Source organism: Mesorhizobium mediterraneum, from assembly GCF_002284565.1.
Taxonomy (GTDB): domain Bacteria; phylum Pseudomonadota; class Alphaproteobacteria; order Rhizobiales; family Rhizobiaceae; genus Mesorhizobium; species Mesorhizobium mediterraneum.
Genome location: NZ_NPKI01000017.1, coordinates 391,233 through 416,785 on the forward strand (window position 1 = coordinate 391,233; position 25,553 = coordinate 416,785).

Below are 25,553 nucleotides of genomic sequence, written 5' to 3' on the forward strand. Positions count from 1 at the left end.
CTTGGCGAGGTTCATGGGACTGTTGCGGGAACTCCACCCCGGCCACCGGCAGCCGATGCGCGTGAGCATTCGGGCGCGGCCAGGCTCCCGAGCGGGACCGAAAGAACCTGCCCACCGGGGTCGCCACGTCGCCCGTTCGTCAGGAACCACAGGTTGCCGTCGCTTCCCTCGAATACATGACGAACACGCCCAAACTCGCCGGCGTAGTGTGCCGTTGCTTCGGGATTGCCCGCGGCGTCAATTGTCACCGACCACAGCCGCTGCCCTGTCAGACCTGCAACGAAGAAGGTGCCGTCAACGTAGGCAAGCCCGCTTGGACCCATTTCCTGCGTATGCCACTGCATGACAGGGTCTATGTAAGCGGGGTTGCCTCCCCTGCCTTCGATGACCGGCCACCCGTAATTTCCCCCCGGCTCAACGCGGTTGAGTTCGTCCCATCCATCATCCCCAAAATCGGTCGCCCACAGCTGTCCCCTGTCATCCCACGCCAGTCCTTGAGAATTGCGGTGTCCAAGGGAGTAGACGAGAGAGCCTCTCACAGGGTTATCCGTTGGGACGCCGCCGGTAGGCGTCATGCGGAGGATCTTGCCAGCAAGTGAGTTTGGATCCTGCGAGAGGTTGGGATTTCTCGTCTCGCCCACCGTTGCATAGAGCATCCCGTCAGGACCAAACTCGATGCGCCCGCCGTTGTGACCGCGCCCTCCTGGCAATCCGTCAAGGACGGGTTGCACTTCACCGAGCGCGCCTTCGCTGTACGCCATCCGCACGATGCGATTGCCCGAAATCGTGCTGTGGTAAGCGTAGAGCCAGACGTTCGTGCCCTCTGTGAGCACCGCAAGTCCAAGCATCCCGCCATCGCCTCGGGCTACGACGTCAGGCACGGTGCCGACCGACCGTAGCGTTTCGCCAAGCCGAAACGCCACGATCTCCCCAGTACCACGCTGACTGACGAGTACCTCGCTGCCGACGCGCACGGCGGACCAGGGTATGTTGAGCCCCGAAGCAATCTCGATGGGGGTGGCCGCGGGCATTACGCACGATGTCGGGGAGCCCACTGAGCGAGACGACTGGGCGTGAACGCCGGAGGAGATCAGCAGCGATATGGAGCCGAGCATGGTGAATGCGAGAGCGATCATCGAGGCCCGAACCACTGCGATTGCTACACCGCGCCCGTCCGTTCCCAGCACCTCATCCCGCATGTGGCCAGCACTGGCTCTTCGATCGAAATCTCGACTCTCCATAGACGCTCTCCATTGAATGGCTGTAGGCCGACCACGCGCCAATCACATCACGTCGCCGTCTCCAGGCGGGACGAAGTCGTTCCAGCCTTGCGCTCCCGGATCGCATCCAAGCTCCAGACACCCGGCCCGGCGGCGGAAATGTAGAGAAACAGGAAGCAATACAGCATCGCTGCTTCGCCGTGATTGAGTACCGGGAAGAAACCATTCGAGCTGTGCGCGATGAAGTATGCGAAGGCCATGGATCCCGAAAGCAGGAAGGCAACCGGGCGGGCGAAGAGGCCAAATACTAATAGAAGGCCGCCAACCACTTCGAGAACTCCGGCCGCGGACAGCAACGGGTTGAGAGGATATTCAAAGGGTGCAGGCCAGCTGAAAAGCTTCATGGTGCCATGGGTGAAGAATGATCCTGCTGCAAAAATGCGCAAGACACTCAGAATATGAGGTGCAAAGTTTCGGATGTAGGGTATCTGCAAAGCGGGCATATTTGCCTCCAAGGTAACTAGACGGATTGCAAGTTGGGTTAAAACAAGTGCTCGACGGCTCTCCTTCGTCAGAGCACGTCGTTTATGCGTATCGGCAGTTTTCGTAAGCGTTTGCCTGTTGCGTGATAGATGGCATTAGCGATCGCAGGCGCTGTTCCGAGCATCACCAACTCGCCCATTCCTTTCACACCGACCGAGTTGATCCTGGGATCAGGCTTATCTATCAGCCCGACATCCACCTCACCGATATCGGCGTTCACCGCCATCACGTAGTCGGCGAGATCGTCATTGAGGTAACCGGCAAAGCGCGGATCGACCTCCGACTCTTCCCGAAGCGCTGTGCTGAACCCCCAGACGACACCGCCGTACATCTGGCTCTTCGCGGTCCTTGGGCTAACGACCCGCCCTACGTCCGCGATGCTGACCGCGCGCGGCATACGGATCCGCCGGGTCGTCGCATCGATGTGAATCTCCACGAACTGCGCGATATAGCTCATGGACGTGAAGCCGGGGTAATCGGGCCCTGTGCCTGCACGGCCGCCGGTGCGGTAGGCCTCGATGGCCGACGCGTCTTGACCTGGCGCCAGCTCTGAAACCTTGACCTCGATATAGGGGCGCTTCAGGCGCGCGAGCTGTTGGTGCAAATTGCCGGCTGGCGGATTGGCCCCGGCGAGTTCGGCAAACCTGGCGCGTAGAGCCTCCACCGCCTTTGCGGCCGTTGGGACACAGCTGGCCGTCCCGCGCTCGCCGACCGTGGCGAGCTGTGGGCCCAACGTAGTGTCGCCGAGCAGGACTTCCAGACGATCGGGGTTGATGTCGAGACCCTGGATGATGACATTAGCAATCGCAGTCAGTATTCCTTGGCCCATCTCATGTCCGGAGCTGATCATGCGTGTTGTGCCATCGGCCCTGACCCTGAGGGTTGCCTCGCTCGCAGACATCGACGCACCGAAGATGCCGCACGCCACTCCAAGGCCGACCAACGTCCCGTCGGCCAATCGCATAGATCCCGGTTCAGGAAGACGCCTGCTCCAGCCGAAGCGGCTGGCCCCCTCTCTCAGGCAGTCGTTCAGAAAGTGCGGCGATAGAGGTTGGCCAGCGATGATGTCGTTCTTAGCCTCGTGTTCAAGACGAAGCTCAACGGGGTCCTTGCCAAGCTTGTAGGCCATCTCATCGATCACGCTTTCCAATGCAAAGCCGGCAGGAAAGGGATGCGTGCCCCTTGTGTGGCGCGGCATCTGACGGTCGATGTGGATGTCACCTGCAGTCGCCCGAAAGTTCTCGATCGCATACAAGCGGGCGATATCTTCATGGTAGCCGGTCGAGCGAAAGCCGCCGTCCGGAATGTTTTCTTGCACCACGTCGTAAATGATGGCCTGCAGACGCCCTTCCGCGCTGGCAGCAAGACGGATGGTGTGGACACTGCGCGGCCGATAGTTGGCTATATGGAAGAGTTGCCCGCGAGGCGTCACCAGCTTTACCGGGCGCCGTATCAACCGTGCCGCGTGTGCGACCAGGAACGTCTGCATTTTTGGAGGAGATTTTTGCCCGAACCCACCGCCGACTTGTTCTGATTTCACGGCGATCTGATCGAGTGAAAGCTCGAATGCTTTCATTAGCGCCGCCTTGACGGCGTCAAGATTTTGACATCCCTCGTATACCGTCAGTCGTCCATCAGTCCATTCCGCAACGGTGCCAAACAACTCCATGGCATTGTGATGCTGGGTTGGCGTCTCGAAGATGCCCTCGACGATTGTCGCTGCGTTTTGGAATGCCCGATCGACGTCGCCTGCGTTGAATCCCTCGGCATCTACGCGTTGCGCACCAGGGCTTGTCATCAACGGAATATAGGGCGCCGTCTCGTAAACCGCCGTCACCGCTTCGGCGCCTTCGATCGCCGCTTCGACGGTCTCGGCAACTACCAGCGCAGTGGGCTGGCCCCGATACGATATCTCTGCACGAAGTGCCGGGAAATCTCCTATGCCCAGCACTTGGACAACACCGGGCGTTTCCATGGCAGGCGCTACATCGAGGGCACTTACCTTGCCTTTCGCAATAGTCGCAGGCACCAGCATGGCATATAGCATTCCGGGCTTCTTAACGTCGGCACCGTACTGCGCCCGGCCGAGAACTTTGTCTCTGGCATCGACACGTGCAATTTCCGAGAAGGCTTGCGTAGGCATTACGCCCTCCTTTCAGCGGCGATGATCAGCGCATCGGCGATAACCCTCGCGCCGAGTTCGATCTTGAATGCATTGTGCTGACCGCCGCGGGCGTCGGCGAAAGCCGCCCTTCCGGCCCGAAGGGCAAGTTCCGGTGTGAGTGGTGAACCAGTAACAATTGCTTCGGCGGCGCGGGATCGCCAAGGTGTGGTCGCGACACCGCCGAGCGCAATGCGGGCGGTGCGGACGGTGGCGCCATCCATCTCGAGTGCCACCGCAGCGGAGGCCAATGCGAAGGCATAACTCTCGCGGTCGCGGATTTTATGATAGGTCGATGCACGGCCGGCAGGCGTTTTCCGGACGGTGATCGCCGTCACCAGTTCGCCCGGATGAAGATTGAACTCGCGGTGGGGCGTATCGCCTGGGAGACGGTAGAATTCAGCAATCGGAAGGTTACGCGGACCCTCAGGCCCGAGCATCTCGATCGTCGCGTCCATCGCCATCAGCGCGACTGGCCAGTCGCCAGGCGCCACCGCGGTGCAAGCCTCACTTGTGCCAAGAACGGCATGAGTGCGATCGAGCCCGCCGATGGCCGAGCAACCGGAGCCAGGCTCGCGCTTGTTGCAAGGATAAACGCCAACCATCGAGGTCGATCCCGCACCGTTGCGAAAGTACATGCAGCGGGTGCGTTGCAGAAGGTTGCCGCCCACCGTGGCCATGTTCCGCAACTGCTGTGACGCAGCCTTGAGCAGACTTTCAGAAAGCACGGGATACTGGTCGCGCACGACCGGCGTGTAGGCTACATCGGTCATCAGAGCGCGGCCACCGAAGCGCAGAATGTCGCCGTCTGTTTCGATCGCGTCCATGCCGTCGATTCGGCTGACGTCGATCAGATGAGCCGGGTGCTCAATCCCGAGCTTCATCAGGTCGTACAGGTTGGTGCCACCGGCGATATATCGCGCCGATCCTTGGGCCGCCGCAAAACGTGCCACGGCGGCTTCGGCAGAGGGGGCAACGGTGTAGCTCAACGCCCTCATCCGTCAGCCCTCCATGACCTTGGCTGCTTGCTGGACGGCCGCGAGAATCCCGACATAGGCGCCGCATCGACAGATGTTCCCACTCATGAACTCGCGGATTGCATCTGGACTGGTCGCATGCCCTCCAGTCACGCAGGCGACCGCGGACATGATCTGTCCCGGCGTGCAATACCCACATTGAAGCGCATCATTGTCTATGAAGGCCTGCTGCATTGGGTGAAGGTCCGCGCCTTCAGCGAGGCCCTCGATCGTGGTGACCTGCCGTCCATCGATCTTGGCCGCCAGCGTGAGACAGGACGAGACAGGCCGGCCATCCAGATGAACCGTGCAAGCCCCACACTGTCCGTGATCGCAGCCCTTCTTGGTCCCGGTCAGCTCTCGCCGCTCACGCAGCAAATCGAGGAGAGAAGCGCGGGAATCGATCTCAAGAATCACCGGTCGGCCGTTCACGTTCGCCGAGACTTGAACCGTTTGGCCGGTTTCGGCACGCGCGAACTGCTGTTGTGCTTGGGCTCGTTGCTCGAGTGGCAAGATGCTCGCAGCGGCAGCCCCAGCTCCGCTAGCGAGCACAACGCGACGCGTGACGCCGCAGGTTTGTGTAGTCTCGGACCGTTCGTCTTCCATTATCGGGCATCCCTCTTCGCGCTTCCAAGTTGGAGCCGTGATTGTGCTTGCGAACTTTGCGCCGAAGGTCGGACCATTGTGCGTGTTCGCCGCCGCATTGACCAAGCGTACGAGCCCTAGCACTCGTGCCACATTGGCAGGCTCTGACAATCTTTAGCATCATTGTCAGAGCCTGACAATTGTCGTATGTTCACAAAACTGAGAAGGGTTTGGAATGGTCAAGAGGGCAGAAAATGCGCGCGAGCGGTTCGAGGCCGCCGCATACAGTCTTTTCAGGCAGCAGGGCTACGCTGCAACGACTGTTCCAGAGATTGCTGCGGAAGCCGGGCTAACGGAGCGGACGTTCTACCGCTACTTCACCGACAAGCGAGAAGTCATGTTCTGGCGAGCCGGTGATCACCAGGTCACGATAGCAAACGAAATAGCGAGAGCCCGCGCCGGCGTGCATCCACTGACAATGGTGGCTCGCGCCTTTGAATCGGTCGCTCCCTTCATCGACGGCCACCGCGCTATCGTAAAGCTGCGCCAGCGTCTGATATTCACGCATGGCGACCTGCAGGAGCGGGAACTGATGAAGCTGCATAAGCTCGCTTCCGCAATCGATCTGGCTCTACAGCAGCAGGGTATCCGGCCCTCGTTTTCGCGCGCCGTAGCAGAGATAGGCGCGGCCATCTGGAAAGTTGCGCTGGAGAACTGGCACGCCGACGAAACAGAGAAGCCCTTTTCAAGTCACGTGCAGGCGGCTCTAACCGAGTTTCAGGCAGGCCTGCACCAAGTCGCAGGCTAGGACGCAGATTTGCCGGACGATCCAAGCGGCTTTGACGAGTGAGAACAATTGTAATGACGGGAAGGCCTGCTGCTGATCTGACGCCCGATCTGAACATGCACCGGCATCTCGTCGAAAGCATCCGGGTTGCGTTCGGACTACGGTGTCATGACACGCCAGACATCGAAGGGCGTGCCGCGAGAGCACGGCTTCCAACCGCGATGGCGAGCGCGACGACGATCAGTATCGTCGCGACCGCGAACGTGATCCGCATACCGGCGGCAACGGCCTCTGGGCGCGCCGTCGTGATGTCGGTCGTCGCTGACGCAACCGCGAACACGGCGCCCATGACGGATGCGCCAGTAATGAGCCCGAGATTGCGCGACAAATTGAGCAATCCGGAAATGACGCCCCGCTGGTCCGGGCGGATATCCGACATGACGGCGGTGTTGTTGGCCGTTTGGAACAGCGCATAGCCTGATGTGATGATTGCGATCGGGGCGATATAGCCAGCGAGCGTTGCCGGCATCATGGACAGAATGAAGCAACCGGCCGCTATCGCGATGAGCCCAATGATGGTCATGCGCGCAGCGCCAAAACGGTCCGCTATACGGCCAGCTGGCACACCGGTCAGGGCGGCGACAAGCGGACCGACCGACATGACGATGCCAACAAGAGCCGTATCGAGCCGGAGCGCACGAGACAGATAGAATGGCCCGACCACCAGCGTCGCCATCATCACCGTCGCAACGAGCGCGCTCATGGCCAAGCTGGCACTCAACGTCGCATTGCGGAACGCGGCCAATCGGATCAAAGGCGACGCCACCCTCGCCTCCACAAGCACAAAGAAGCCGGCTCCGAAAACGGCTGCCGCCAATAGGGCCATGTTGAGCGGACCAAAATTGCCACGCCCGGTCGTCATCGCGAGCGCATAAGCGCCAAGCGCCAAGGCAAGCAGCAGCGTGCCCACAACGTCGAAGCCAGCGCGATCCGTCTTCGGCCCCCGGCGATCAGCCGGCAGATAGCGGTAGGCGAGAACAAAAGCCAGAAAACCCAGTGGCACGTTGATGAGGAAGATCGCCCGCCAACCAGCTCCGGCAATCAGAAGACCGCCGAGCGACGGACCGAGAGCGGTGCCGATCGCCGACATCGTTCCAAGCAGCCCCATGGCGCTGCCGGTCTTGGCCCTCGGAACCGTCTCACCGACAAAAGCCATGGTCAGGGTCATCATGATGGCCGCCCCTACTCCCTGCGACGCCCGGGCGGCAATCAGCAGCCAGAGCGTCGGCGCGACGCCACACAGGACCGAGGCCACTGTGAACAGGAAGAGCCCGGCCAGCAGCAGCCGCCGGCCGCCGATGAGGTCGCCGAGCCGTCCGACGCTGACGATCGTGGTGGTGATGGCGAGGAGATACGCCAGCACGATCCACTGGACTTCCTGGAACGAGGCGTTGAACGCCTGCGCCAACGTCGGCAAGGCAACGTTGGCGATGCTGATGCCGAGTGAGGACAGCAACATGGACAGAGAGAGGCTGGCGAGCGCCCACCGAACCGAAGGTCCCCGTCCCGTATCTCCGGCGACTGCCCGTCCTGCATCGATTGGCTTCAACATGAGCTCCGTTTTCTGGCGACTCCCGAAACGGAGCTGGCAGACACGTAGTCCTTTGCTAGACATGGCGGAAGATGCATCATTCGCACTTAATCATTGCGTTTTACGCTATGTTATATCGTGCCGGGCTGCTACGATCCGTCGATGTCGCATCCCGATCTCAATCTGCTTGTCACCCTTGATGTGCTGCTGACGGAAGGCAGCGTTGCGCGCGCCGCCAAGAGGTTGCGACTGAGCCCATCGGCGATGAGCCGCGCGCTGGCGCGATTGCGGGAGACGACGGGCGATCCGCTGCTGGTCAGGGCTGGGCGCGGCCTCGTCCCCACACCCCGAGCCCTCGAGCTCCGCGAGCGCGTCGGTCAGCTTGTGCAGGACGCCGAAGCCGTTCTGCGTCCTGTTGAGACGCTCGACCTGACACGGCTTGTGCGAACCTTCACGCTTAGAAACAGGGATGGCTTCGTCGAGAATTTCGGGCCGGATCTGATCGCGCGCGTCGGTGAACAAGCACCGGGCGTGCGGCTGCGTTTTGTGCTGAAGCCGGACAAGGACAGCACGCCACTACGGGACGGCAGCGTAGACCTGGAAACGGGCGTCGTCGGAAAGGCCACGGGACCGGAGGTGCGCGCGCAAGCGCTGTTCCGTGATCGCTTCGTCGGCGCCGTGCGGATGGGGCATCCACTATGCGAGGCCACGATCACCCCTGCCCGCTATGCAGCCGGCCGCCACATCCTCGTCTCACGTCGCGGGCTCGACAGGGGACCGATCGACGATGCCCTTGAGCCGTCAGGGTTGAAACGGGAGATCGTGACGGTCGTCGGAGGCTTTTCGGAAGCCCTGGCGCTGGCGCGCGCCTCGGACCTGATCGCCAGCGTTCCCGAGCGCTATACGGGGAACCTGCGCGATGGAATGTTCTGTTTCCCTCTGCCGGTCCCCTTGCCGGAAATCACGGTTTCACTTTTGTGGCACCCGCGGCTGGATGCCGATCCGGCGCACCGCTGGCTGCGCGGGTGCGTCCGAGACGTTTGCGCTGGAATAACTCACTGGATCTCTTAGCGGTCAAGGCGAGCGCTGCTGATCCGATCACGGCAACTCGGTGTTGCAGGTGCCGGCGATCTGGCCGACGGCCTCGCTGAACCCGGCAAGGTCGAAATCGGCCTCGCCTCGCCCCGACAGCAGCCCGAACCGCCAGGACAGCAGGAGTCGGTCTGCGGAAACCAAACGCCTGATACCGTCGGCACCATCCCGAACCAGCGTGCGGCCCCGCGGGCCGACCGACCAGCTTTCGTTGACCTTGCTGGCCTTGTCGACGGTAACCGACACGGTGATGGTCCGGCTGGCGGAAACGGCGTCGTTCAACTGCAGCCATTCGCTCCAGCGCGGTTCGCCATTCGCCCGGCAGGCAATGGTCAGGACCGGGCTGTAGCTCAAGGCACCGCCGCCGGTGATGAGCTTGTTGGTGGCATGCAGCGAGGCCGTGACCAGACCACCGCTGCCGGTGTCGAACCGCCAGTTGTCAAGAACGCTGTCGGCCTGGGCGATGCCGCAGACCGAGACGAGGAGGAACGCTGTGGCGACCGCGCCTCCAATACCGACGAATAGCTTCAACGATGCCTCCAACCCTGCACTTTGCAACACAGCGCAGATAATGATCAAAACCTCGTATCGCCAGCCGCCACCACTGGTTGGGCGCGAATCTGTCGCTACCGCATCCGCCCGAAAATCGGAATCGATTCTCGGACAACAGGATGCGTAGAAATAAGAGTTCAGAGTGTACTTTGTGCGTCCAAGTGGCCGCACGTCGCTCTAAGATCACAACGAAAAAGGCCGCATTGAGGGCGTCCTTTCACAATTCGGCGGAATGCCGTGTTGTTCGGCGCTCTCAGCAGGTTTTTTCTTCGCCGCAGCCCTCTTCTTCTTAGGTTTATCCACATCATCGCCATTGCCTTTTCGGCTGACCGGAAGACCGCACTAGAATTTCGACCGGAAATCGAGCTATGATGCACTCGGCATTTCCTGGGACGGCTTCGCGCCCTTGGAGTGCCGGGAGGAAACGGGATATGGCCATCGCGCTTGTACTCGTTTTGGTAGTTGTGGGCTCAGTGTTGTTCCACTTCCTGAGCCCATGGTGGTGGACGCCGATTGCCTCGAACTGGGACTATATCGACAACACCATCATCATCACCTTTTGGATCACCGGCGTCGTCTTCGCCGCCGTCGTCCTATTCATGGCCTATTGCGTCTTCCGCTTCCGTCATCGGGAAGGCAATCAGGCGGCATACAAACCCGAGGACAAGCGGCTCGAATGGTGGCTGACGATCGTCACCGCAATCGGGGTCACGGCCATGCTGGTTCCGGGCCTGTTCGTCTGGAACCAGTTCGTCAACGTCCCAAGCGACGCAACCGAGGTCGAAGTAGTCGGCCAACAATGGCAATGGAGTTTTCGCCTGCCCGGCAAGGACGGCAAGCTCGGCACATCCGACACCCGCAACGTCAGCGCTGAAAATCCGCTGGGCGTCATCGCCAGCGACCCCAATGGCCAAGACGATGTCGTGGTCGAAGCTGCCGATCTGCATCTGCCGGTTGGCAAGCCGGTCAAGATGCTGCTTCGCTCGATCGACGTGCTCCACGATTTCTATGTCCCTGAATTCCGCGCCAAGATGGACATGATCCCGGGCTCGGTCACCTATTTCTGGTTCACCCCGACCAAGACCGGAACCTTCCAGGTCCTGTGCGCCGAACTTTGCGGCCAGGGGCATCCTTTGATGCATGGTGTGGTCATGGTCGACACGCAGGAAGATTATACGGCGTGGCTCGGCGAACAGCAGACTTTTGCGCAATTGTCAGCCCCCCAGCAGGTGGGCTCGGCAGAGTAGACGCCGGGAAGACGGCGACGTGATTGAAATTACGGCAGGGCTCGAACTGTCGCGCCTGGCCGAAAAGGACACGGAGGTGTTCCTATGGTCGATATCACACCTGCAGATGCGGTACCGCCGGCCGAAGTCGCGGAAATGGAGCTCTACCATCCGCACAGCTGGTGGACGAAATACGTTTTCTCGCAGGACGCCAAGGTCATCGCCATCCAGTATTCGGCGACGGCGACGGCAATCGGCCTGGTGGCGCTGGTGCTGTCCTGGCTGATGCGGCTGCAACTCGGCTTCCCCGGCACGTTCGATTTCATCACCCCCGAAGCCTACTACCAGTTCATCACCATGCACGGCATGATCATGGTGATCTACCTGCTCACGGCCCTCTTCCTGGGCGGCTTCGGCAACTATCTGATCCCACTGATGGTCGGCGCGCGCGACATGGTCTTTCCCTATGTCAACATGCTGAGCTACTGGATCTACCTGCTCGCCGTGCTGGTTTTGGTGTCGAGCTTCTTTGCGCCCGGCGGACCGACGGGTGCCGGGTGGACGCTCTACCCGCCGCAAGCGATCATGACCGGCACACCAGGCGGCCAGGACTGGGGCATCATGCTGATGCTCATTTCGCTGATCCTGTTCATCATCGGCTTCACGATGGGCGGCTTGAACTACGTCGTGACCGTGCTGCAGGGCCGCACACGCGGCATGACGCTGATGCGCCTGCCGCTGACCGTCTGGGGTATCTTCACCGCGACCGTCATGGCGCTGCTCGCCTTCCCGGCGTTGTTTGTCGCCTGCGTGATGATGTTGTTCGACCGTGCGCTCGGCACCTCCTTCTTTATGCCGGCGATCGTCGAGATGGGTGAGCAATTGCAGCACGGCGGCGGCAGCCCGATCCTGTTCCAGCATCTGTTCTGGTTCTTCGGCCACCCCGAGGTCTACATCGTGGCGCTGCCGGCCTTCGGCATCGTATCCGACCTGATCAGCACCCATGCGCGCAAGAATATCTTCGGCTACCGGATGATGGTCTGGGCGATTGTCGGCATCGGCGCGCTGAGCTTCGTGGTCTGGGCGCACCACATGTATGTCAGCGGCATGCATCCGTATTTCGGTTTCTTCTTCGCCACCACGACCTTGATCATTGCCGTCCCGACCGCGATCAAGGTCTACAATTGGGTGCTGACGCTGTGGCGCGGCGACATCCACCTCACCATACCGATGCTTTTTGCCCTGGCCTTCATCGTCACCTTTGTCAATGGCGGCTTGACCGGATTGTTCCTCGGCAACGTCGTCGTCGACGTTCCGCTGTCGGACACGATGTTCGTCGTCGCCCATTTCCATATGGTCATGGGCGTCGCCCCGATCCTGGTGATCTTCGGCGCGATCTATCACTGGTACCCGAAGGTCACGGGCAGGATGCTGAACGAGGCGATGGGCCAGTTCCACTTCTGGGTCACCTTCCTCGGCGCCTACCTGATCTTCTTTCCCATGCACTACATCGGCCTGATGGGGGTGCCGCGGCGCTACAACGAATTGACCGACATGACTGTCATGACGGAATCGGCCCAGCACCTGAACTCGTTTATCAGCATCATGGCGTTGATGGTCGGCTTCGCCCAGATGGTGTTCCTGTTCAATCTGATCTGGAGCATCCGCCATGGCCGCGAGGCCGGCGGCAATCCGTGGCGCGCCACGACACTCGAATGGCAGACGCCGCAAACACCACCCGCCCATGGCAATTTCGGCAAGGAACTGCCGATCGTCTATCGCTGGGCCTATGACTACAGCGTGCCGGGCGCCAAGGAGGACTTTATCCCGCAAAACATGCCGGGCTCCTTCGGATCCTCCAGGGGGCCGGCATGAGCGTCATTCTGGTCTTTCTCTTGGTGATCGTCGGCTTTGCCGGATGGTGGCTTTCCCACCAGCGGCTGATGGCCAAGCCATGGCTCGAGCAAGGTCTGATCGGGGATATTATCGGCCCGGAAGGATCGACGCTGCCGACCGCCAAGATCGGCCTCGGCGTATTCCTCGCCGTCGTCGGCTGCCTGTTTGCGCTCTTCACCAGCGCCTATTTCATGCGCATGGCGCTGTCGGACTGGCAGGCGCTGCCGCTGCCGCGCGTGCTCTGGTTCAACACCGGCGTGCTGGTGCTGAGCAGCGTCGCGCTACAATGCGCCGCGGTTGCCGCGCGCCGGGGCCAGATCGACACGGTCAGGCTCGGCCTCGTCACGGCCGGGCTCACCGCGCTTGCCTTCCTGATCGGACAGCTTGTGGCATGGCGGGAACTGACCGCCGACGGCTACCTGCTGACCGCCAATCCGGCCAACAGTTTTTTCTACCTGATAACCGGGATGCATGGCCTGCACATACTGGGAGGGCTGGTGGGCCTGAGCAGAACGACTGCCGGCGCCTGGGACGGAGCGCGGCCGGAGCGGCTTCGTCTCAGCGTCGAACTGTGCGCCATGTACTGGCATTTCCTGCTTTTCGTCTGGCTCGCCATTTTCGCGCTTCTGGCTGGCTGGGCCGCGACTTTTATCGAGATTTGCCGACAGTTGCTGACCTAGGAGGGCCGGGCGGATGGCAGACACGACACTGACGCATATCGGCCGGACACAGCCGCGGCCGGCGGGCTTGCAAGGCGTCGCCGCCGACTGGTCCTCGGATCAGCGCGCGTTCAAGAACGTGTCCTGGGGCAAGGCCATGATGTGGATCTTCCTGCTCAGCGACACCTTCGTCTTCGGCTGCTTCCTGCTCTCCTACATGACCGCGCGCATGTCTACCCGGGTGCCGTGGCCCAATCCGAGCGAGGTCTTTGCCCTTCATATTGGCGGCTCGAATGTTCCGCTGATCCTTATCGCCATCATGACCTTCGTGCTGATCTCGAGCAGCGGAACGATGGCGATGGCGGTGAATTTCGGCTATCGCCGCGACCGCCGCAAAACCGCGATCCTCATGCTTCTGACAGCAGCACTCGGCGCGACCTTCGTCGGCATGCAGGCTTTCGAATGGACCAAGCTGATCAGCGAAGGGGTACGGCCCTGGGGCAACCCGTGGGGGGCGGCACAGTTCGGATCATCCTTCTTCATGATCACCGGCTTCCACGGCACCCATGTGACGTTCGGGGTGATCTTCCTGATCATCGTGGCGCGAAAGGTCTGGCGCGGAGATTACGACACGGGACGGCCCGGGTTCTTCACCAGCCGCAGGGGCAGCTATGAGAACGTCGAGATCATGGGGCTCTACTGGCATTTCGTCGACCTGGTCTGGGTGTTCATTTTCGCATTCTTCTATCTTTGGTGAGAGGCAGACATGGCTTTGGTGAGAGGCAGATATGGCTGAAGCAACCGCAAACGGCCTGGGGCAACACACGCTGCACGGAGCTCAAGCGCATGATCCGGCAGCGACTGGCATCGCCCCGGCGGAGGTTCACCAGGAGCACCCGATTAAGCTCTATCTGGTGGTCTGGGCATGGCTGTTCATCCTCAGCGCCTGCTCCTATCTGGTCGATTATGTCGGCCTCCAGGGCTATCTCAGATGGTCGCTGATCCTGATCTTCATGATGCTCAAGGCCGGGCTGATCGTCGCCGTCTTTATGCACATGGCCTGGGAACGGCTGGCGCTGACATATGCGATCATATTGCCGCCGATACTGGTGCTGGTGTTCGTGGCAATGATGGTCTTCGAATCGGATTACACGCTTCTCACCCGGATGGTGTTTTTTGGGGCCGAGCCCTGACGCGCAATCCGGGCACAGGGTTTGTCGACAGCGTCTCCCCTAAAGAGTTGGGAGCGCTATTTGCGGTCCGCTCCCCTTTGCCTTGAAACAATCGACAGCTGGCCCATTTTCGTTGATACGGGAAACGACAGAAGCAGAATGATTGCCCTCGTTTCCACATGCGTCGCGAACTCCAGCAAGGGAGGCTCAGGATGACGATCGCAAACAGACTGAAGGACTTTATCGACGGGAAAGGAATTTCCTATGAAACCGTCGAGCACCACCGCACGTCGACAAGCAGGCAGTCGGCAATAGCGGCGCATGTGCCCGGCAGCATAATGGCCAAATCGGTGGTCGTTCACCACGACGGCGGCTATGCGCTGGCCGTGGTCCCCAGCACCCACAGGATCGAGCTCGGCACGTTGCAGGACGTCATGGACCAGCGTATCGGCCTGGCCTCCGAAGACGAGGTGGTTTCGCTCTTCGAGGATTGCGACACCGGCGCCGTCCCGCCGATCGGCGGGGCCTACGATGTGCCGGTGATTCTCGATGAAAGCCTCGGCAAGGCCGACGACATCTATTTCGAGGGCGGCGACCACAGGACGCTGGTGCATGTCAGCGGCAAGGATTTCCGCAACCTGACCAGCGACGCTCGCCAGGCCCGCTTTAGCTACCCGGCTTACTAAAAAGGTCTGGCCCGCCGTGCCGGCGCGCTCGCCGGTACGGCAGGCCAGGATTTTCAGCTCGCCGGCTTGGTGGAAGCCGGCGATTCCACAACTTTTCGATAGACGTGCCAGGTGGCGTGACCGAGGATCGGCAGCACGACCGCCAGCCCGGCGAACACCGGCAGCGAGCCTATGATCAGGGCGACGGCGACAATCAGTCCCCAGACAGCCATCACGATCGGGTTCGCCAGGACCACGCGCACCGAGGTGTGGATGGCTTCGTAGGCGCCGACGTCGCGGTCGAGCAACAACGGGAACGCGACGACTGTGGTGCACAACACGACCGCGGCGAAGACGAAACCGATAGCGTGCCCAAGGATAACCAGCGTCCAGCCACGTCCGGTGGCGAATATTTCACTGATGAAGCCGGACAGCGATTCCGGCGGGGCCGGGCCGAAGAGGGTCTGGTAAAATGCCTGGGCGGTCAAAAGCCAGGCGATGAAGATCGCAAGCAGCATGATGCCGACCGCTGCGATGGCCGGCAACGCCGGAGAATTCCTGACCTCGAAAGCGTGGCTCCAGGAGGCGTCCAGCCCGGCCTCCCGTCGCCGGCTGATCTCATAGAGGCCGAGCGCCGCGAATGGACCGATCAGCGCAAAACCCGACACCAGCGGAAACAACAGCGGCAGCGCATTGTTGCCCGATGTCCAGACAGCGAGCACGACGCCGACCAGCGGATAGATCAGGCAGAGGAAAACGATATGCGACGGTTTGACCATGAAATCGTCGACGCCACGCCTGAGCGCGTCGAAAAGGTCGGAAACGCCAATCTTTCGAATTCTGGTGTGTTCCAGCGTCTCGCTGGCGCCTGCAATCACGTGAAAACTTGCCATGACCATTCCTCCAGACCAGGTCCGGTAAGGTCGCGGTTCACGGTGCCGTCGTTCAGCGTGACTGGCCACGCAAAACCGCGACCTGCACCATGATCAACATACTCTCTTGCATGGCGTTTGTCGCCCTTTGTCAGAACAGCGCGGCTCCAGTGATCAGGCTAGCTCTAACGGCCTTTCTCCGATATTCTCCAAAGTGGGTTGCAGGGTGAAGGTCATGGATGGAAAGACCGTTCTCATACTCGGCCTTGGCATAGTTATTCTGCTGTTGCTGGGATTCTGTGCAGTTCCAACGTGAGGTTCGAGCAGGTTCGGGCACACCTCGTTCGGCAATCGCCGACTGACTGTCTCAATCTGGCAAGCAATCCGAGAACATCAGGATTCACTTGAGCCACGAGACAGGCATACCGTCAATTTCCGGCTGACATGACGGCACGCAATACGATGGTGTCGGCAAGCAGCACGGCAAAGATCGCGAAAAGATAGAAAATCGAATAGGCAAACAGCGCCTTTGCGCGTTTCATCTCCCACCCTTCAACCCGCCTTTTGTCGACCAGCAGCTTCCAGGCATGCCAGATGAAGCCTGCGCCCAATGCGGCCGAAACAATCCCGTAGAATCCGCTCGCGAACCCGAAAGCCCAAGGCAGCACGCCGATTGGTGCCAGGATCAGCGAATAGACGAAGACCTGTTTTCTGGTCGAAGCCTGGCCGGCCACGTTCGGCATCATGGGAATGCCGGCCGCGGCATAGTCGCCGATCTTGAACAGCGCGAGTGCCCAGAAATGCGGCGGCGTCCAGAGGAAGATAATGAGAAACAGAATGAGGCTTTCAATCCCGACGGCGCCAGTGGCCGCCGCCCACCCGATGACAGGAGGAAGAGCACCCGCGGCACCGCCTATGACGATGTTCTGCGGCGTCGAGCGTTTCAGCCACATCGTATAGATCACGACGTAGAAGAAGATGGTGAAGGCCAGCAGCGATGCGGCAAGCCACCCCACCAGCACGCCGAGCGTCATGACCGAAAGTACGGAAAGCACCAGGCCGAAGCCGAGAGCTTCGCCTGGCATGACCCGGCCTGAAGGGATCGGCCGCTTTGACGTGCGCGACATCAACGCATCAATATCGGCATCGTACCACATGTTGAGAGCTCCGGCCGCTCCTGCCCCAACCGCAATTGCACCGATTGCAATGACGGCAATGACCGGATTCATCACCCCGGGCGCCACCATCAGACCAACGAAAGCGGTAAAAACAGCAAGCGCCATGACGCGTGGTTTCAGAAGCGCGAAGAAATCACTGACCGTCGCTTCAGAGATCTGGATACCGGTATCCTCGAGGCCGCTTTCCCGAGCCGACATTTCAGGCGACCACCGATGGAGGCAGGCAATCTGGCCGGCGCATCGGCCGGCGGAAGAGCCAGGTTACTTCCTGGCGGAAGAACCGGGTCATTTGGAGAATTGCTTCAGATAGGCGATGACGTTGGCAAGATCCTCGTCCTTCTTGAGGCCGGGAAACGCCATCTTCCCGCCTTTGATCATGGCTTTGGGATCGCGAAGATAATTCGTCAGCGTGGCTTCATCCCATTTGACGCCGGATTTACCCGCCTCGGTCATGGCTTTAGAATATTTGAACCCCGGATGCGTGCCGGCGGTCCGGCCGATGACGCCGCTCAATGATGGACCGACCTTGTTCTGGTCCTTGTCCACGACGTGACAGACCTTGCACTTGGTGAAGACCTTCTCGCCCGCGGCGGCATCTTGTGCCTGGGATTGGTTCGTGATGAACGTCGCAGCGGACACGGCGGCGAAAAACGCGATTGCGCGCATGGCATTTCCTCCCCGATCGCCAAATCTGCCTTGGACGATCTGCGCGTGCCGACACGGCATGCGCCCCTTTGCACGACAGAGCGGAATATCCGTTTCTGGCGTATGGAATTGCGGCATCTACATACCACAGAATCTGGCTGGCAGATAGAAGAAGCCGACCAGCAAGATTGCCGCCGAAGCAATGAGGCAACTCGATCGGCGCACAGCCGGAACGCATCCCGGCCAAAGGCGTTAGACCAGCTACGGTTCAGCGTCAGCAAGATCAAAGATCAGAGAAGCGTCCATGAACGACAGCAGCGTCCTGGAGGTGCGCCACGGCACCCTCACGATCGACGGCGAGACGGTCTTCTACAGAGAGGCAGGCCCTGAAGCCGCGCCGGTGTTGTTGCTTCCGCACGGCTATCCCTGCTCATCCTTCCAATATCGCCGGCTGATGCCGGCGCTCGCCGATCGGTGGCGGACTGTCGCGCCGGACTTCCCCGGCTTTGGCTACAGTGGAACCCCCGATCCCGCACGGTTCGGTTATGATTTCGACGCCTATGCAACTTTTCTGGAGCGGTTCACCGACGCGCTTGGGCTCGGCAGCTACGCGCTGTGGCTGCACGACTACGGCTCGCAGATCGGCCTGCGCCACGCAATAGCGCATCCATCCCGGATCAGGGCCCTGATCATCCAGAACGGCGACATCTACGCGGATGCCCTTGGCCCCAAATACGAAACGATCCAGCGCTTTTGGCGGGATCCTTCACCAGAGAGAAGCGCGCCGCTGGAAGAAGCGGTGAGCGAGGACGGCTTTCGCGCCGAGTTCGTCGGCGAAGTCGATGACGACGTCGCCCGACGTGTCCCGCCCGATCTGTGGAAATTGCATTGGCCGCTGATGGACACGCCGGTGCGCCGTGCGCTTTCGGTCGGACTGATGGAGAAGCTCAAGGCTAACCTCGAATGGTTCCCTCGTTACCAGGAATACCTGCGCGAACAGCGGCCGCCGGCAATGATCCTTTGGGGGCCGAAGGACGAATACATGCCCGAGCCGGCGGCGCGCGCCTATCTGCGCGATCTCCCCGAGGCCGAACTGCATTTGCTGAACGACGCCGGGCATTGGCTGCTGGAAACCCATTTCGAGGCCGCCCTGCCCTTGGTGCGAGGGTTTCTCGGCGAGGTCCTGCATTAATCGCCCGCACAGAGGAGCACTTCATGAACGACAACGCCACAATTGCCCGGATCTGGCGGGGAAGGACGCGCCGCGATCTGGCAGACGCCTACGAGCCATATCTGCGCCGCGAAGGCATTCCGCCGCTTCAGGAGAAGGCGCTTGGCGTGCAGTTGTTTCGCGAAGATCGCGAAGAAGAAACGGAGTTCGTGACGATCTCATACTGGCCAGACGTCGACGCCATGGCGAGCTTCACCGGCGGCGACCCGCGCAAGATCCATCACCTGCCGCGCGACGAAGAGTTTCTCGTTGAACTGCCCGAACGGGTGACCGTGATGCGGATCCTCGTCACTCAATTGCCTCGCGATTAGGGCGGTGGCGGTGACGGTTGCGGTCTTGCGGCATCGACAGCAACGAAAAAGGCCGCCTCGAGGGCGGCCTTTCACCATCCGCAGAACGCGGTGTTATTCGGCGTCCTTGGCAGCCTTTTTCTTCGGCGCGGCCTTTTTCTTCGGCTCTTCCGCATCGTCGGCCTGCTTGGCGTCAGCCTTCTTCGCGGCGGTTTTCTTCGCCGGCTTCGCCTTGGCCGTCTCGGTGTCCTCGTCGTCGGCCATCAGCTCTTCCTTGCTGACCTTGACGTCGGTGACGGAGATCTGGCCGAGCAGATGGTCGACCACCTTCTCCTCGAACAGCGGTGCGCGCAGCGTGTTCAGCGCTTCGGGATTGCTGCGGTAGAATTCGAAGGCTTCCTGCTGCTGGGCGGCCGGATAGCGGCGCACCTGCTCGAACAGGCCGCGCTGCAATTCATCGTCCGACACGGTGACGCCGGCCTTCTCGCCGATTTCGGCGAGAACCAGGCCGAGACGCACACGGCGCTCGGCAAGCCGCATATATTCGGTGCGCGCCTCTTCTTCCGTGGTCTCCTCGTCGGCGAAGGTGCGGCCGGCGGTTTCCAGATCGCGGTTGACCTGGTTCCAGATGTTGTTGAACTCGGCCTCGACGAGCTTCGACGGCGCCTCGAACGAGTAGGCGGCATCGAGCTGGTCGAGCAGTTGGCGCTTGATCTTCTGGCGCGTCATCGAGCCGAACTGGTTCTCGATCTGGGTGCGCACCACTTCACGCAGGCGCTCCAGCGACTCCAGGCCGAGATTCTTGGCCGTTTCGTCGTTGATCTCCAACGCACCGGGCTTGGACACTTCCTTGACGGTGACGTCGAAGGTCGCTTCCTTGCCGGCGAGATGCGCCGCCTGGTAGTTTTCCGGGAACGTGACCGTGACCTGCGTCTCGTCGCCGGCCTTGCTGCCGATGAGCTGATCCTCGAAGCCGGGAATGAATTCTTTGGAGCCGAGCACCAGCGGCTGGTCCGTGCCGGCGCCGCCGCTGAAGGCTTCGCCGTCGATCTTGCCGACATAGTCGATCGTCACGCGGTCGCCTTCGGCGGCCTTGCCGGTCTTCGGCTCATAGCTGCGCGCCGACTCGGCGACACGCTGGACCTGCTCGTCGATCTCGGTGTCGGGCACGTCGAATACCTGACGCGTCACCTTGATGTCGGAGAAATCCTTGATCTCGATCGGCGGAATGATCTCGTAATTCAGCCGGAACTCGAAGTCGGCGCCGCCGGCCAGGATCTTCTCGGCCTCCTTCTCGTCCTCGGTCATGATCACTTCGGGCTGCATGGCGGCCTTTTCGCCGCGCCCGGTAATGACCGAACGGGTCGAATCGTTGAGGATCTCGTTGACCACTTCGGCCATGAACGACTTGCCGTAGACCTTGCGCAAGTGCTGCACCGGCACCTTGCCGGGACGGAAGCCGTTGATGCGGACCTTGTTCCTGGCATCGGAAAGCCGCGCCATTAGCTTGGCTTCCATGTCACCGGCCGGCACGGTGATCTTGATCTCGCGCTTGAGACCGGAGTTGAGCGTTTCGGTGACCTGCATCATAGAACCTTTGTTTTCACCAATGAGGCCGCCAAACGGCTCCTGCCGTTTACAACCTGCCGGTATGATCTTGCCGAGAATGGCTTTTGGTGCGGGACTTGGCGATCTGTCCGCCCAAAGCGGCTCAAATCCTCCAGAAATACGCTCCAAAATGTGAATAAGTCTTTGTTTTTCCTACTTCTTATCACATTCTGCAGAAGCGGATCGTCGCATCCCGTCACATTCGACACGCCTTTTGTCACAGGCGCGGCTAATTTTCAACCATCTTCGCATCTACAGCGCCGCGCGTCCTCTTGGACGCGCAAAGGACGCTGTAGCACCTTGATTTTGGCGCGTGATCCTTTCCGAAAATCGCATTCGATTTCGGGATCATGCGCCGGCCAACGGCCCCTATTTTGACCGCGACATTGACAGAATGATGGCTACATGGGATTGGCCGGGCAATGCGGATGTGGCGGAATTGGTAGACGCCCTGGATTTAGGTTCCAGTGCCGAAAGGCGTGGGGGTTCGAGTCCCTTCATCCGCACCACTATGGGAGCCTACTCCTCAAAGACCTGGCGCGTGAACCATTCGGTCAAATTCGCAAGCTCGGGTCCCAGCACGCGATCCTCGCCGACCGGCGGCACGATGCTCCTGATATCCCCAACGAACGACTGAAGCGCCGGAGGCGCCACGCGCTCGGTGACATGCAGTGCCTGCGAGGCGATCACAGCCAGCATCGCCATCGCGGCATCGAGGCAGCGGCCGGCGCGTGCTTCCTTCGTCCATGCGAGGAAGACCGTCGTCGCGACATCGTCCTGGCCGGCGCCGGCCGATTCCGTTCCCGGGATGAAGGTGCGCTGGGCCGAAAGTTTCGCCTGCTCCAGATAACCCGTGATCGCCATCGGCACATAGCCGACATTGCCGTGACCGTCGCTGTCGCTCCAGTCCCGCCCCGTCAAAAGCAGATCGGGTAGGAGCGACACCTTGCCGTTAAGAAGCTTCGAGGCGTGTCGGTCGCACAAGAGGCAGATATCGGCCCATATCGCCGCCAGATCATCCAGGGCGGGTGTTGCCATGGCATTGTGATAGCCGCCCGTGCTGATGCAACGCCCGAACGGATGCCCGTCGTCAGGCGGGATGTAGACAGGGTTGTCCGAGATCGAAGCGAGTGACACGGTGGCCGCACGCTCTGCCGATGCCAGCGCGCGATGCGCGTGTCCGAGGATGCGAGGGACGATGCGGTAGCTGACCGGCGCCTGATAATTACGGCGCCCGGTGCCGGCACCGGCAAGAAACGCCCTCAATCCCCGCAGCGCCACTGCTTCGTGTTCATCGCCCCAAAGCGCGTCGAGCGCCGGGTCGTAATGTTCGAGCGGCGCGCGAAACGCTTCGATCGAAAGCGCAAAGACTCTTTCGGCAAGGCGAATGCGGCGGCGAGCCGCCAAGGCCGCATCGGCCACAAGTGCGGCAGCGCAAGGCGAGCCATTGATCAGGGAGCCCCGTTCCTTGACCTCCAGGTCGAAGCGCGTCGAAAGCTCTGCAAACAGCGGATAGAGCGCGAGGATTTCACCGGCGCCGCCCTGGCCGGATGATGGCACCATGGGCATCGGTCCGCCGTCCAGCATCGCGGCGACGGCGAGCGCCATGCGCGGTGTGGTCGCGGCGTTTCCTTCGAGGAAATTCGCCAGCCGGGCAAGCACGATCGCCCTCACCACGCGATCTGGTAAAGGCTCGCCGAACGAGGTGGCGGCTGCGAACGCCTTGATGCGTGCATGGCGACCCCGCTCCCCTAGTTCGAGCTGCCGGCTCGCCAGTTCTCCCATGGCGGTGGTCACGCCATAGATGACCGGTACAGGGTCGGTTTCAATGAGACGCAGGAACGACGCGCGGCACTCTGCGATGCGCTGCAAGGCCTTGCCGCTGATTTGCACCCTGTCTTTTTTCCAGGCGACGCGGAAAACGGAGCTGAGATTTATGTCTTCTCGTGTCGTCAGGATAATTGTCATGTTTTGATGCTGTCCGAGCCGGCCACGCTTTTCAATTCTAATAAAGCGGTTCCTCGAACAGCGTCTTGTCGCCGTCCATCAGCGCCTTGATCTGCGCCGTGCCATTGGCTGCGATTGCAACACGGACGCCGAATGGCCGCACCCGCATGTCGTTCTGGATCGCCATCCCCTCGCCTTCGGGCAGATAAAAGCGCTGGATGCCATAGTCCGGCGCGATCGCCGTTGCTTCCGGGCTGAGATCCCACCCCTCGGCTACCTGGCCGACGATATCGACTTCGTCGGATGCTGCCGGCGCAGGTGCTTTACCGAACCAGGCCGTGGTCGCCTCCCAATAGCCGTCGGCGCCCTGCTTCAGCCTGACCACAATAGAGGTGTCGTCACTAGACAGCTTGCCAGCCGGAACGTTGGCGATCAGCTTCACCGGTATCTGCGAAATCTCATAGCCAAGGCGAATAAAGTCACCGCGCAGGAGATCGCGCGGATCGACCGGTTCCACCCTCAGCAGCACTTGCCTGCCGTCGCGCAGGATCGCTGCCCGGCCGGCGATGATCCAGCTCAGGAAACCGATCTGGACGAGCGCCAGCACCACCGCCGAAATGATCAGTTTTTTACCGGTCATCATGCCGCCGCTCCTTCCACGCTCGGGGACCTCATGCGCTTTTCAATGCGGATGATGACAAGGGCAAGGATGCCGAGAAGCACTGCTGCCGCAAGAAAGAAGCCTGCCGTGTCGAGCATCGACTGCAACATCACAACATAGATGATGGCGAGTTCGAAGGCGAAACCGGCATAGGCGATCCAGCGCATACCTCTGCTTTCGCGGCCGCCCAACATGATTGCAGCGACAATGCCGGCAAGCGCAATGGCCGAGGCGATGGCAAAGCCGCTGTTGTTGTTATCGTCGGCCAGCTCGAACTGAATCATCGCCAGGCCGGTGAGAAATCCAATCAGCGCGTGCAGGGGCAGCCGGCCGCTAAGTTGCACGATCCTGTCGACGGACCCCGCGGCGAAGATCGCAGCCGCGAAAAGCAGCGCCGACACGACGACGAGCGGGACAGCGACCAGCAGCGTTTCGTATTCCATTACCATCAGCACGAGATAGAAGATGACCGACAGGATGATCAGGTGCCGCGCCGCCTGGCTGCGCGTCCAAAACGAAATGGCGAACAGCACGATCGCCATGACGACGAAGAGGTGCGGAAATTCCGTGCGCCCGAAATAGTCGAACCCTCTCAGGAACAGCCAGGCATCGGCGATGCCGACAGCAGCAACGGTCAGCGGGTTCGAGCGCAGCGCAACCGCCGCCAAGGCCGTGCCTGCGCCCCAGGTGATCAAGGCCGACGCCTCGTCGCCAGACAAATGATACATCTGACCGATCAGCGCGATCGATCCGCCGAATGCCGTCGCGGCGACGATCCAAAGCGCCTCGCCGATCGCAGCGTGGTCGCGTGTCTTCAGCACCGCGCCGCCGACATAGCCGGCGATGATGATCGCGAAGAGCGCCGCCACCCGCGCCAGCCGCGGGATGACTTCCCAATTGGCAGCGACGAAGATCAGGACGGCCGCGCCAAACAGCAGCGCCGCCATCATCGCCAGGATCGAACCGAAGCTCAGCGATCTCCGTTGATTGGCTTCGACGTCGCGCGTCAGCGCGTCGGCTGTCGGGGCATCGATCAGGCTGGCCTGCAGCCATCGTGCGATATCGGCCCTGACGCGTGACGAATAGCTCGCCATACCTTTCTCCCCCAGCTTGGTCTTTTTTTCAGCCGACCCGGCCAAATCGTTGACGCCACGACATTTTCCGATTCCGGCTTATCTATGTCGAACACGTGAGCGCCGCGTGATGGTGCATTGCACAATTTGCATTGCTGCCATGCACCAATAGCGCTTTTAAATCGATATGACCCCACCTATCTTCAGGGCGTACACAAAGACGGAATGATCCGAAAGAAAGACGAAACGAGAAATACCATGAACCTGATCCGCAACTACCGCAACTGGCGCCGCTACCGGGACACCGTTTCCGAGCTGAGCCGCCTGAGCAACCGCGAACTGACCGACCTCGGCATCAGCCGCAGCGACATCCACTACGTCGCTCGCAAGGCGGTCTAATCCTCTTCGGACCGCAAATGGTCCGAACCAGTTTGACTTGAAAAGAGAACGACAATGAACCTGATCCGCAACTATCGTAACTGGCGCGTTTATCGCTCGACGGTTACCGAGCTGGGTCGCCTTTCGAACCGCCAGCTGCATGATCTCGGCATCGTCCGCGACGAGATCAAGATCATCGCCCGCAAGGCGATCTAATCAAGGAATTTCGCCAGGGTCGACCTCCTCCCCGACCCTGACGAATACGGTCAGCCTTCACCTCCTCCCGAGGGTTGACCACAAAAACGGCGCCCGCCGCACCTCCTCCCGCGGCGGGCGCTGTTTCCCCGGGCGAAACGAGTTTCGTCCCAAGGGTTTCGCCCCCTTTCATCAGGCGAAACGAATTTCGTCAAAGCCGACCTCCTCCCCGGCGATGACGAATACGGTCGATCTTCACCTCCTCCCGAGGATCGGCCAGCAAAACGACACCCGCCGGACCTCCTCCCCC

26 protein-coding genes and 1 tRNA gene are annotated in these 25,553 nt (G+C 60.9%); 13 read left to right on the top strand and 14 right to left on the bottom strand.

All coding sequences use genetic code 11. The features are described 5' to 3' along the window. Positions 1-11 precede the first annotated feature (11 nt). From CIT25_RS15775 to CIT25_RS15795, 5 genes are all read right to left on the bottom strand, one after another. Positions 12-1,241: a PQQ-dependent sugar dehydrogenase gene (locus CIT25_RS15775; protein WP_095485437.1), complete on the bottom strand. Its 1,230-nt coding sequence runs from the start codon at positions 1,239-1,241 to the stop codon at positions 12-14. A 47-nt stretch (positions 1,242-1,288) separates the two neighbouring features. Next, a complete protein-coding gene (locus tag CIT25_RS15780; RefSeq protein ID WP_095485438.1) occupies positions 1,289-1,723 on the bottom strand; it encodes a DoxX family protein in 435 nt (144 codons plus the stop codon). Positions 1,724-1,791: 68 nt separating this feature from the next. Beyond that, the gene (locus CIT25_RS15785) at positions 1,792-3,906 is read right to left on the bottom strand and encodes a xanthine dehydrogenase family protein molybdopterin-binding subunit (protein ID WP_095485439.1); all 2,115 of its coding nucleotides are present in this window, start codon (positions 3,904-3,906) and stop codon (positions 1,792-1,794) included. Next, on the bottom strand, positions 3,906-4,922 hold the full coding sequence (locus CIT25_RS15790) for an FAD binding domain-containing protein (protein ID WP_095485440.1): 1,017 nt from the start codon (positions 4,920-4,922) through the stop codon (positions 3,906-3,908). Before CIT25_RS15790 ends, CIT25_RS15785 begins: the two co-directional genes overlap by 1 nt. Positions 4,923-4,925: 3 nt before the next feature. Beyond that, on the bottom strand, positions 4,926-5,546 hold the full coding sequence (locus tag CIT25_RS15795) for a (2Fe-2S)-binding protein (RefSeq protein WP_095485441.1): 621 nt from the start codon (positions 5,544-5,546) through the stop codon (positions 4,926-4,928). Between the two features lie 214 nt (positions 5,547-5,760). Here CIT25_RS15795 and CIT25_RS15800 point away from each other — a divergent pair, with 214 nt between their 5' ends. Continuing rightward, positions 5,761-6,333, top strand: a complete 573-nt coding sequence (locus CIT25_RS15800) for a TetR/AcrR family transcriptional regulator (protein ID WP_095485442.1) — start codon at positions 5,761-5,763, stop codon at positions 6,331-6,333. Positions 6,334-6,478: 145 nt separating this feature from the next. Here the strand turns inward: CIT25_RS15800 and CIT25_RS15805 are convergent, their stop codons facing one another. Beyond that, a complete protein-coding gene (locus tag CIT25_RS15805) occupies positions 6,479-7,924 on the bottom strand; it encodes an MFS transporter (protein ID WP_095485443.1) in 1,446 nt (481 codons plus the stop codon). Positions 7,925-8,065: 141 nt separating this feature from the next. Between CIT25_RS15805 and CIT25_RS15810 the strand changes: the two genes are divergently transcribed. Beyond that, on the top strand, positions 8,066-8,974 hold the full coding sequence (locus CIT25_RS15810) for a LysR family transcriptional regulator (RefSeq protein ID WP_095485444.1): 909 nt from the start codon (positions 8,066-8,068) through the stop codon (positions 8,972-8,974). 27 nt (positions 8,975-9,001) lie between these two features. Here the strand turns inward: CIT25_RS15810 and CIT25_RS15815 are convergent, their stop codons facing one another. Next, the gene (locus tag CIT25_RS15815) at positions 9,002-9,526 is read right to left on the bottom strand and encodes a hypothetical protein (RefSeq protein WP_095485589.1); all 525 of its coding nucleotides are present in this window, start codon (positions 9,524-9,526) and stop codon (positions 9,002-9,004) included. A 452-nt stretch (positions 9,527-9,978) separates the two neighbouring features. On the opposite strand from CIT25_RS15815, the gene coxB reads away from it, so the two are divergent. The 6 genes from coxB to CIT25_RS15845 all read left to right on the top strand — a co-directional run bounded on the left by coxB (position 9,979) and on the right by CIT25_RS15845 (position 15,186). Then, on the top strand, positions 9,979-10,794 hold the full coding sequence (gene coxB / locus CIT25_RS15820) for a cytochrome c oxidase subunit II (RefSeq protein WP_095485445.1): 816 nt from the start codon (positions 9,979-9,981) through the stop codon (positions 10,792-10,794). Positions 10,795-10,878: 84 nt separating this feature from the next. Further along, on the top strand, positions 10,879-12,648 hold the full coding sequence (gene ctaD, locus CIT25_RS15825; protein ID WP_095485446.1) for a cytochrome c oxidase subunit I: 1,770 nt from the start codon (positions 10,879-10,881) through the stop codon (positions 12,646-12,648). After that, positions 12,645-13,349, top strand: coding sequence for a cytochrome c oxidase subunit 3 (locus CIT25_RS15830; RefSeq protein ID WP_095485447.1), 705 nt, complete (start codon positions 12,645-12,647; stop codon positions 13,347-13,349). The genes ctaD and CIT25_RS15830 overlap by 4 nt, the downstream gene beginning before the upstream one ends. 13 nt (positions 13,350-13,362) lie before the next feature. After that, positions 13,363-14,085 carry a heme-copper oxidase subunit III family protein gene (locus tag CIT25_RS15835; protein ID WP_095485448.1) on the top strand — a complete coding sequence of 241 codons (723 nt, stop codon included), beginning with the start codon at positions 13,363-13,365 and terminating at the stop codon, positions 14,083-14,085. 31 nt (positions 14,086-14,116) lie between these two features. After that, on the top strand, positions 14,117-14,521 hold the full coding sequence (locus CIT25_RS15840; RefSeq protein ID WP_095485449.1) for a cytochrome C oxidase subunit IV family protein: 405 nt from the start codon (positions 14,117-14,119) through the stop codon (positions 14,519-14,521). 191 nt (positions 14,522-14,712) lie between these two features. After that, entirely contained in the window at positions 14,713-15,186 is a 474-nt protein-coding gene (locus CIT25_RS15845) for an aminoacyl-tRNA deacylase (RefSeq protein WP_095485450.1), read from the top strand. A gap of 53 nt (positions 15,187-15,239) precedes the next feature. Here CIT25_RS15845 and CIT25_RS15850 read toward each other — a convergent pair whose 3' ends face one another. The 3 genes from CIT25_RS15850 to CIT25_RS15860 form a co-directional block, all read right to left on the bottom strand. Continuing rightward, the gene (locus CIT25_RS15850) at positions 15,240-16,058 is read right to left on the bottom strand and encodes a DUF2189 domain-containing protein (RefSeq protein WP_095485451.1); all 819 of its coding nucleotides are present in this window, start codon (positions 16,056-16,058) and stop codon (positions 15,240-15,242) included. A gap of 407 nt (positions 16,059-16,465) precedes the next feature. Then, positions 16,466-17,413, bottom strand: a complete 948-nt coding sequence (locus CIT25_RS15855; protein WP_095485452.1) for a heme o synthase — start codon at positions 17,411-17,413, stop codon at positions 16,466-16,468. An 87-nt stretch (positions 17,414-17,500) separates the two neighbouring features. Further along, the gene (locus CIT25_RS15860) at positions 17,501-17,881 is read right to left on the bottom strand and encodes a c-type cytochrome (protein ID WP_095485453.1); all 381 of its coding nucleotides are present in this window, start codon (positions 17,879-17,881) and stop codon (positions 17,501-17,503) included. Positions 17,882-18,164: 283 nt separating this feature from the next. On the opposite strand from CIT25_RS15860, the gene CIT25_RS15865 reads away from it, so the two are divergent. Both CIT25_RS15865 and CIT25_RS15870 read left to right on the top strand, forming a co-directional pair. Next, on the top strand, positions 18,165-19,052 hold the full coding sequence (locus tag CIT25_RS15865) for an alpha/beta fold hydrolase (protein ID WP_095485454.1): 888 nt from the start codon (positions 18,165-18,167) through the stop codon (positions 19,050-19,052). 23 nt (positions 19,053-19,075) lie between these two features. Then, the gene (locus CIT25_RS15870; RefSeq protein WP_095485455.1) at positions 19,076-19,402 is read left to right on the top strand and encodes a hypothetical protein; all 327 of its coding nucleotides are present in this window, start codon (positions 19,076-19,078) and stop codon (positions 19,400-19,402) included. A 93-nt stretch (positions 19,403-19,495) separates the two neighbouring features. On the opposite strand, the gene tig is transcribed toward CIT25_RS15870, so the two are convergent. Then, positions 19,496-20,968: a trigger factor gene (gene tig, locus CIT25_RS15875; protein WP_095485590.1), complete on the bottom strand. Its 1,473-nt coding sequence runs from the start codon at positions 20,966-20,968 to the stop codon at positions 19,496-19,498. A 445-nt stretch (positions 20,969-21,413) separates the two neighbouring features. On the opposite strand from tig, the gene CIT25_RS15880 reads away from it, so the two are divergent. Continuing rightward, positions 21,414-21,498, top strand: a tRNA-Leu gene (locus CIT25_RS15880). 10 nt (positions 21,499-21,508) lie between these two features. On the opposite strand, the gene CIT25_RS15885 is transcribed toward CIT25_RS15880, so the two are convergent. Genes CIT25_RS15885 through CIT25_RS15895 form a run of 3 tightly spaced genes read right to left on the bottom strand, consistent with a single transcriptional unit; the run spans position 21,509 to position 24,691 of the window. Continuing rightward, complete coding sequence (locus CIT25_RS15885; protein WP_095485456.1) at positions 21,509-22,957, bottom strand: aromatic amino acid lyase; 1,449 nt, start codon at positions 22,955-22,957, stop codon at positions 21,509-21,511. Positions 22,958-22,994: 37 nt separating this feature from the next. Continuing rightward, positions 22,995-23,579, bottom strand: coding sequence for a GDYXXLXY domain-containing protein (locus CIT25_RS15890; protein WP_095485457.1), 585 nt, complete (start codon positions 23,577-23,579; stop codon positions 22,995-22,997). Then, entirely contained in the window at positions 23,576-24,691 is a 1,116-nt protein-coding gene (locus CIT25_RS15895) for a DUF2157 domain-containing protein (RefSeq protein WP_095485591.1), read from the bottom strand. Before CIT25_RS15895 ends, CIT25_RS15890 begins: the two co-directional genes overlap by 4 nt. Before the next feature lie 237 nt (positions 24,692-24,928). Between CIT25_RS15895 and CIT25_RS15900 the strand changes: the two genes are divergently transcribed. Both CIT25_RS15900 and CIT25_RS15905 read left to right on the top strand, forming a co-directional pair. Continuing rightward, positions 24,929-25,069, top strand: coding sequence for a DUF1127 domain-containing protein (locus CIT25_RS15900; RefSeq protein ID WP_006335194.1), 141 nt, complete (start codon positions 24,929-24,931; stop codon positions 25,067-25,069). Between the two features lie 54 nt (positions 25,070-25,123). Then, positions 25,124-25,264, top strand: a complete 141-nt coding sequence (locus CIT25_RS15905; protein WP_095485458.1) for a DUF1127 domain-containing protein — start codon at positions 25,124-25,126, stop codon at positions 25,262-25,264. Positions 25,265-25,553 lie beyond the last annotated feature (289 nt).

Bases quoted from the DNA above. Each gene is read 5' to 3' on its own strand.
- CIT25_RS15775 (WP_095485437.1), bottom strand. From the start codon at position 1,241: ATGGAGAGTCGAGATTTCGATCGAAGAGCCAGTGCTGGCCACATGCGG.
- CIT25_RS15780 (WP_095485438.1), bottom strand. From the start codon at position 1,723: ATGCCCGCTTTGCAGATACCCTACATCCGAAACTTTGCACCTCATATT.
- CIT25_RS15785 (WP_095485439.1), bottom strand. From the start codon at position 3,906: ATGCCTACGCAAGCCTTCTCGGAAATTGCACGTGTCGATGCCAGAGAC.
- CIT25_RS15790 (WP_095485440.1), bottom strand. From the start codon at position 4,922: ATGAGGGCGTTGAGCTACACCGTTGCCCCCTCTGCCGAAGCCGCCGTG.
- CIT25_RS15795 (WP_095485441.1), bottom strand. From the start codon at position 5,546: ATGGAAGACGAACGGTCCGAGACTACACAAACCTGCGGCGTCACGCGT.
- CIT25_RS15800 (WP_095485442.1), top strand. From the start codon at position 5,761: ATGGTCAAGAGGGCAGAAAATGCGCGCGAGCGGTTCGAGGCCGCCGCA.
- CIT25_RS15805 (WP_095485443.1), bottom strand. From the start codon at position 7,924: ATGTTGAAGCCAATCGATGCAGGACGGGCAGTCGCCGGAGATACGGGA.
- CIT25_RS15810 (WP_095485444.1), top strand. From the start codon at position 8,066: ATGTCGCATCCCGATCTCAATCTGCTTGTCACCCTTGATGTGCTGCTG.
- coxB (WP_095485445.1), top strand. From the start codon at position 9,979: ATGGCCATCGCGCTTGTACTCGTTTTGGTAGTTGTGGGCTCAGTGTTG.
- ctaD (WP_095485446.1), top strand. From the start codon at position 10,879: ATGGTCGATATCACACCTGCAGATGCGGTACCGCCGGCCGAAGTCGCG.
- CIT25_RS15830 (WP_095485447.1), top strand. From the start codon at position 12,645: ATGAGCGTCATTCTGGTCTTTCTCTTGGTGATCGTCGGCTTTGCCGGA.
- CIT25_RS15835 (WP_095485448.1), top strand. From the start codon at position 13,363: ATGGCAGACACGACACTGACGCATATCGGCCGGACACAGCCGCGGCCG.
- CIT25_RS15840 (WP_095485449.1), top strand. From the start codon at position 14,117: ATGGCTGAAGCAACCGCAAACGGCCTGGGGCAACACACGCTGCACGGA.
- CIT25_RS15845 (WP_095485450.1), top strand. From the start codon at position 14,713: ATGACGATCGCAAACAGACTGAAGGACTTTATCGACGGGAAAGGAATT.
- CIT25_RS15850 (WP_095485451.1), bottom strand. From the start codon at position 16,058: ATGGCAAGTTTTCACGTGATTGCAGGCGCCAGCGAGACGCTGGAACAC.
- CIT25_RS15855 (WP_095485452.1), bottom strand. From the start codon at position 17,413: ATGTCGGCTCGGGAAAGCGGCCTCGAGGATACCGGTATCCAGATCTCT.
- CIT25_RS15860 (WP_095485453.1), bottom strand. From the start codon at position 17,881: ATGCGCGCAATCGCGTTTTTCGCCGCCGTGTCCGCTGCGACGTTCATC.
- CIT25_RS15865 (WP_095485454.1), top strand. From the start codon at position 18,165: ATGAACGACAGCAGCGTCCTGGAGGTGCGCCACGGCACCCTCACGATC.
- CIT25_RS15870 (WP_095485455.1), top strand. From the start codon at position 19,076: ATGAACGACAACGCCACAATTGCCCGGATCTGGCGGGGAAGGACGCGC.
- tig (WP_095485590.1), bottom strand. From the start codon at position 20,968: ATGCAGGTCACCGAAACGCTCAACTCCGGTCTCAAGCGCGAGATCAAG.
- CIT25_RS15885 (WP_095485456.1), bottom strand. From the start codon at position 22,957: ATGACAATTATCCTGACGACACGAGAAGACATAAATCTCAGCTCCGTT.
- CIT25_RS15890 (WP_095485457.1), bottom strand. From the start codon at position 23,579: ATGATGACCGGTAAAAAACTGATCATTTCGGCGGTGGTGCTGGCGCTC.
- CIT25_RS15895 (WP_095485591.1), bottom strand. From the start codon at position 24,691: ATGGCGAGCTATTCGTCACGCGTCAGGGCCGATATCGCACGATGGCTG.
- CIT25_RS15900 (WP_006335194.1), top strand. From the start codon at position 24,929: ATGAACCTGATCCGCAACTACCGCAACTGGCGCCGCTACCGGGACACC.
- CIT25_RS15905 (WP_095485458.1), top strand. From the start codon at position 25,124: ATGAACCTGATCCGCAACTATCGTAACTGGCGCGTTTATCGCTCGACG.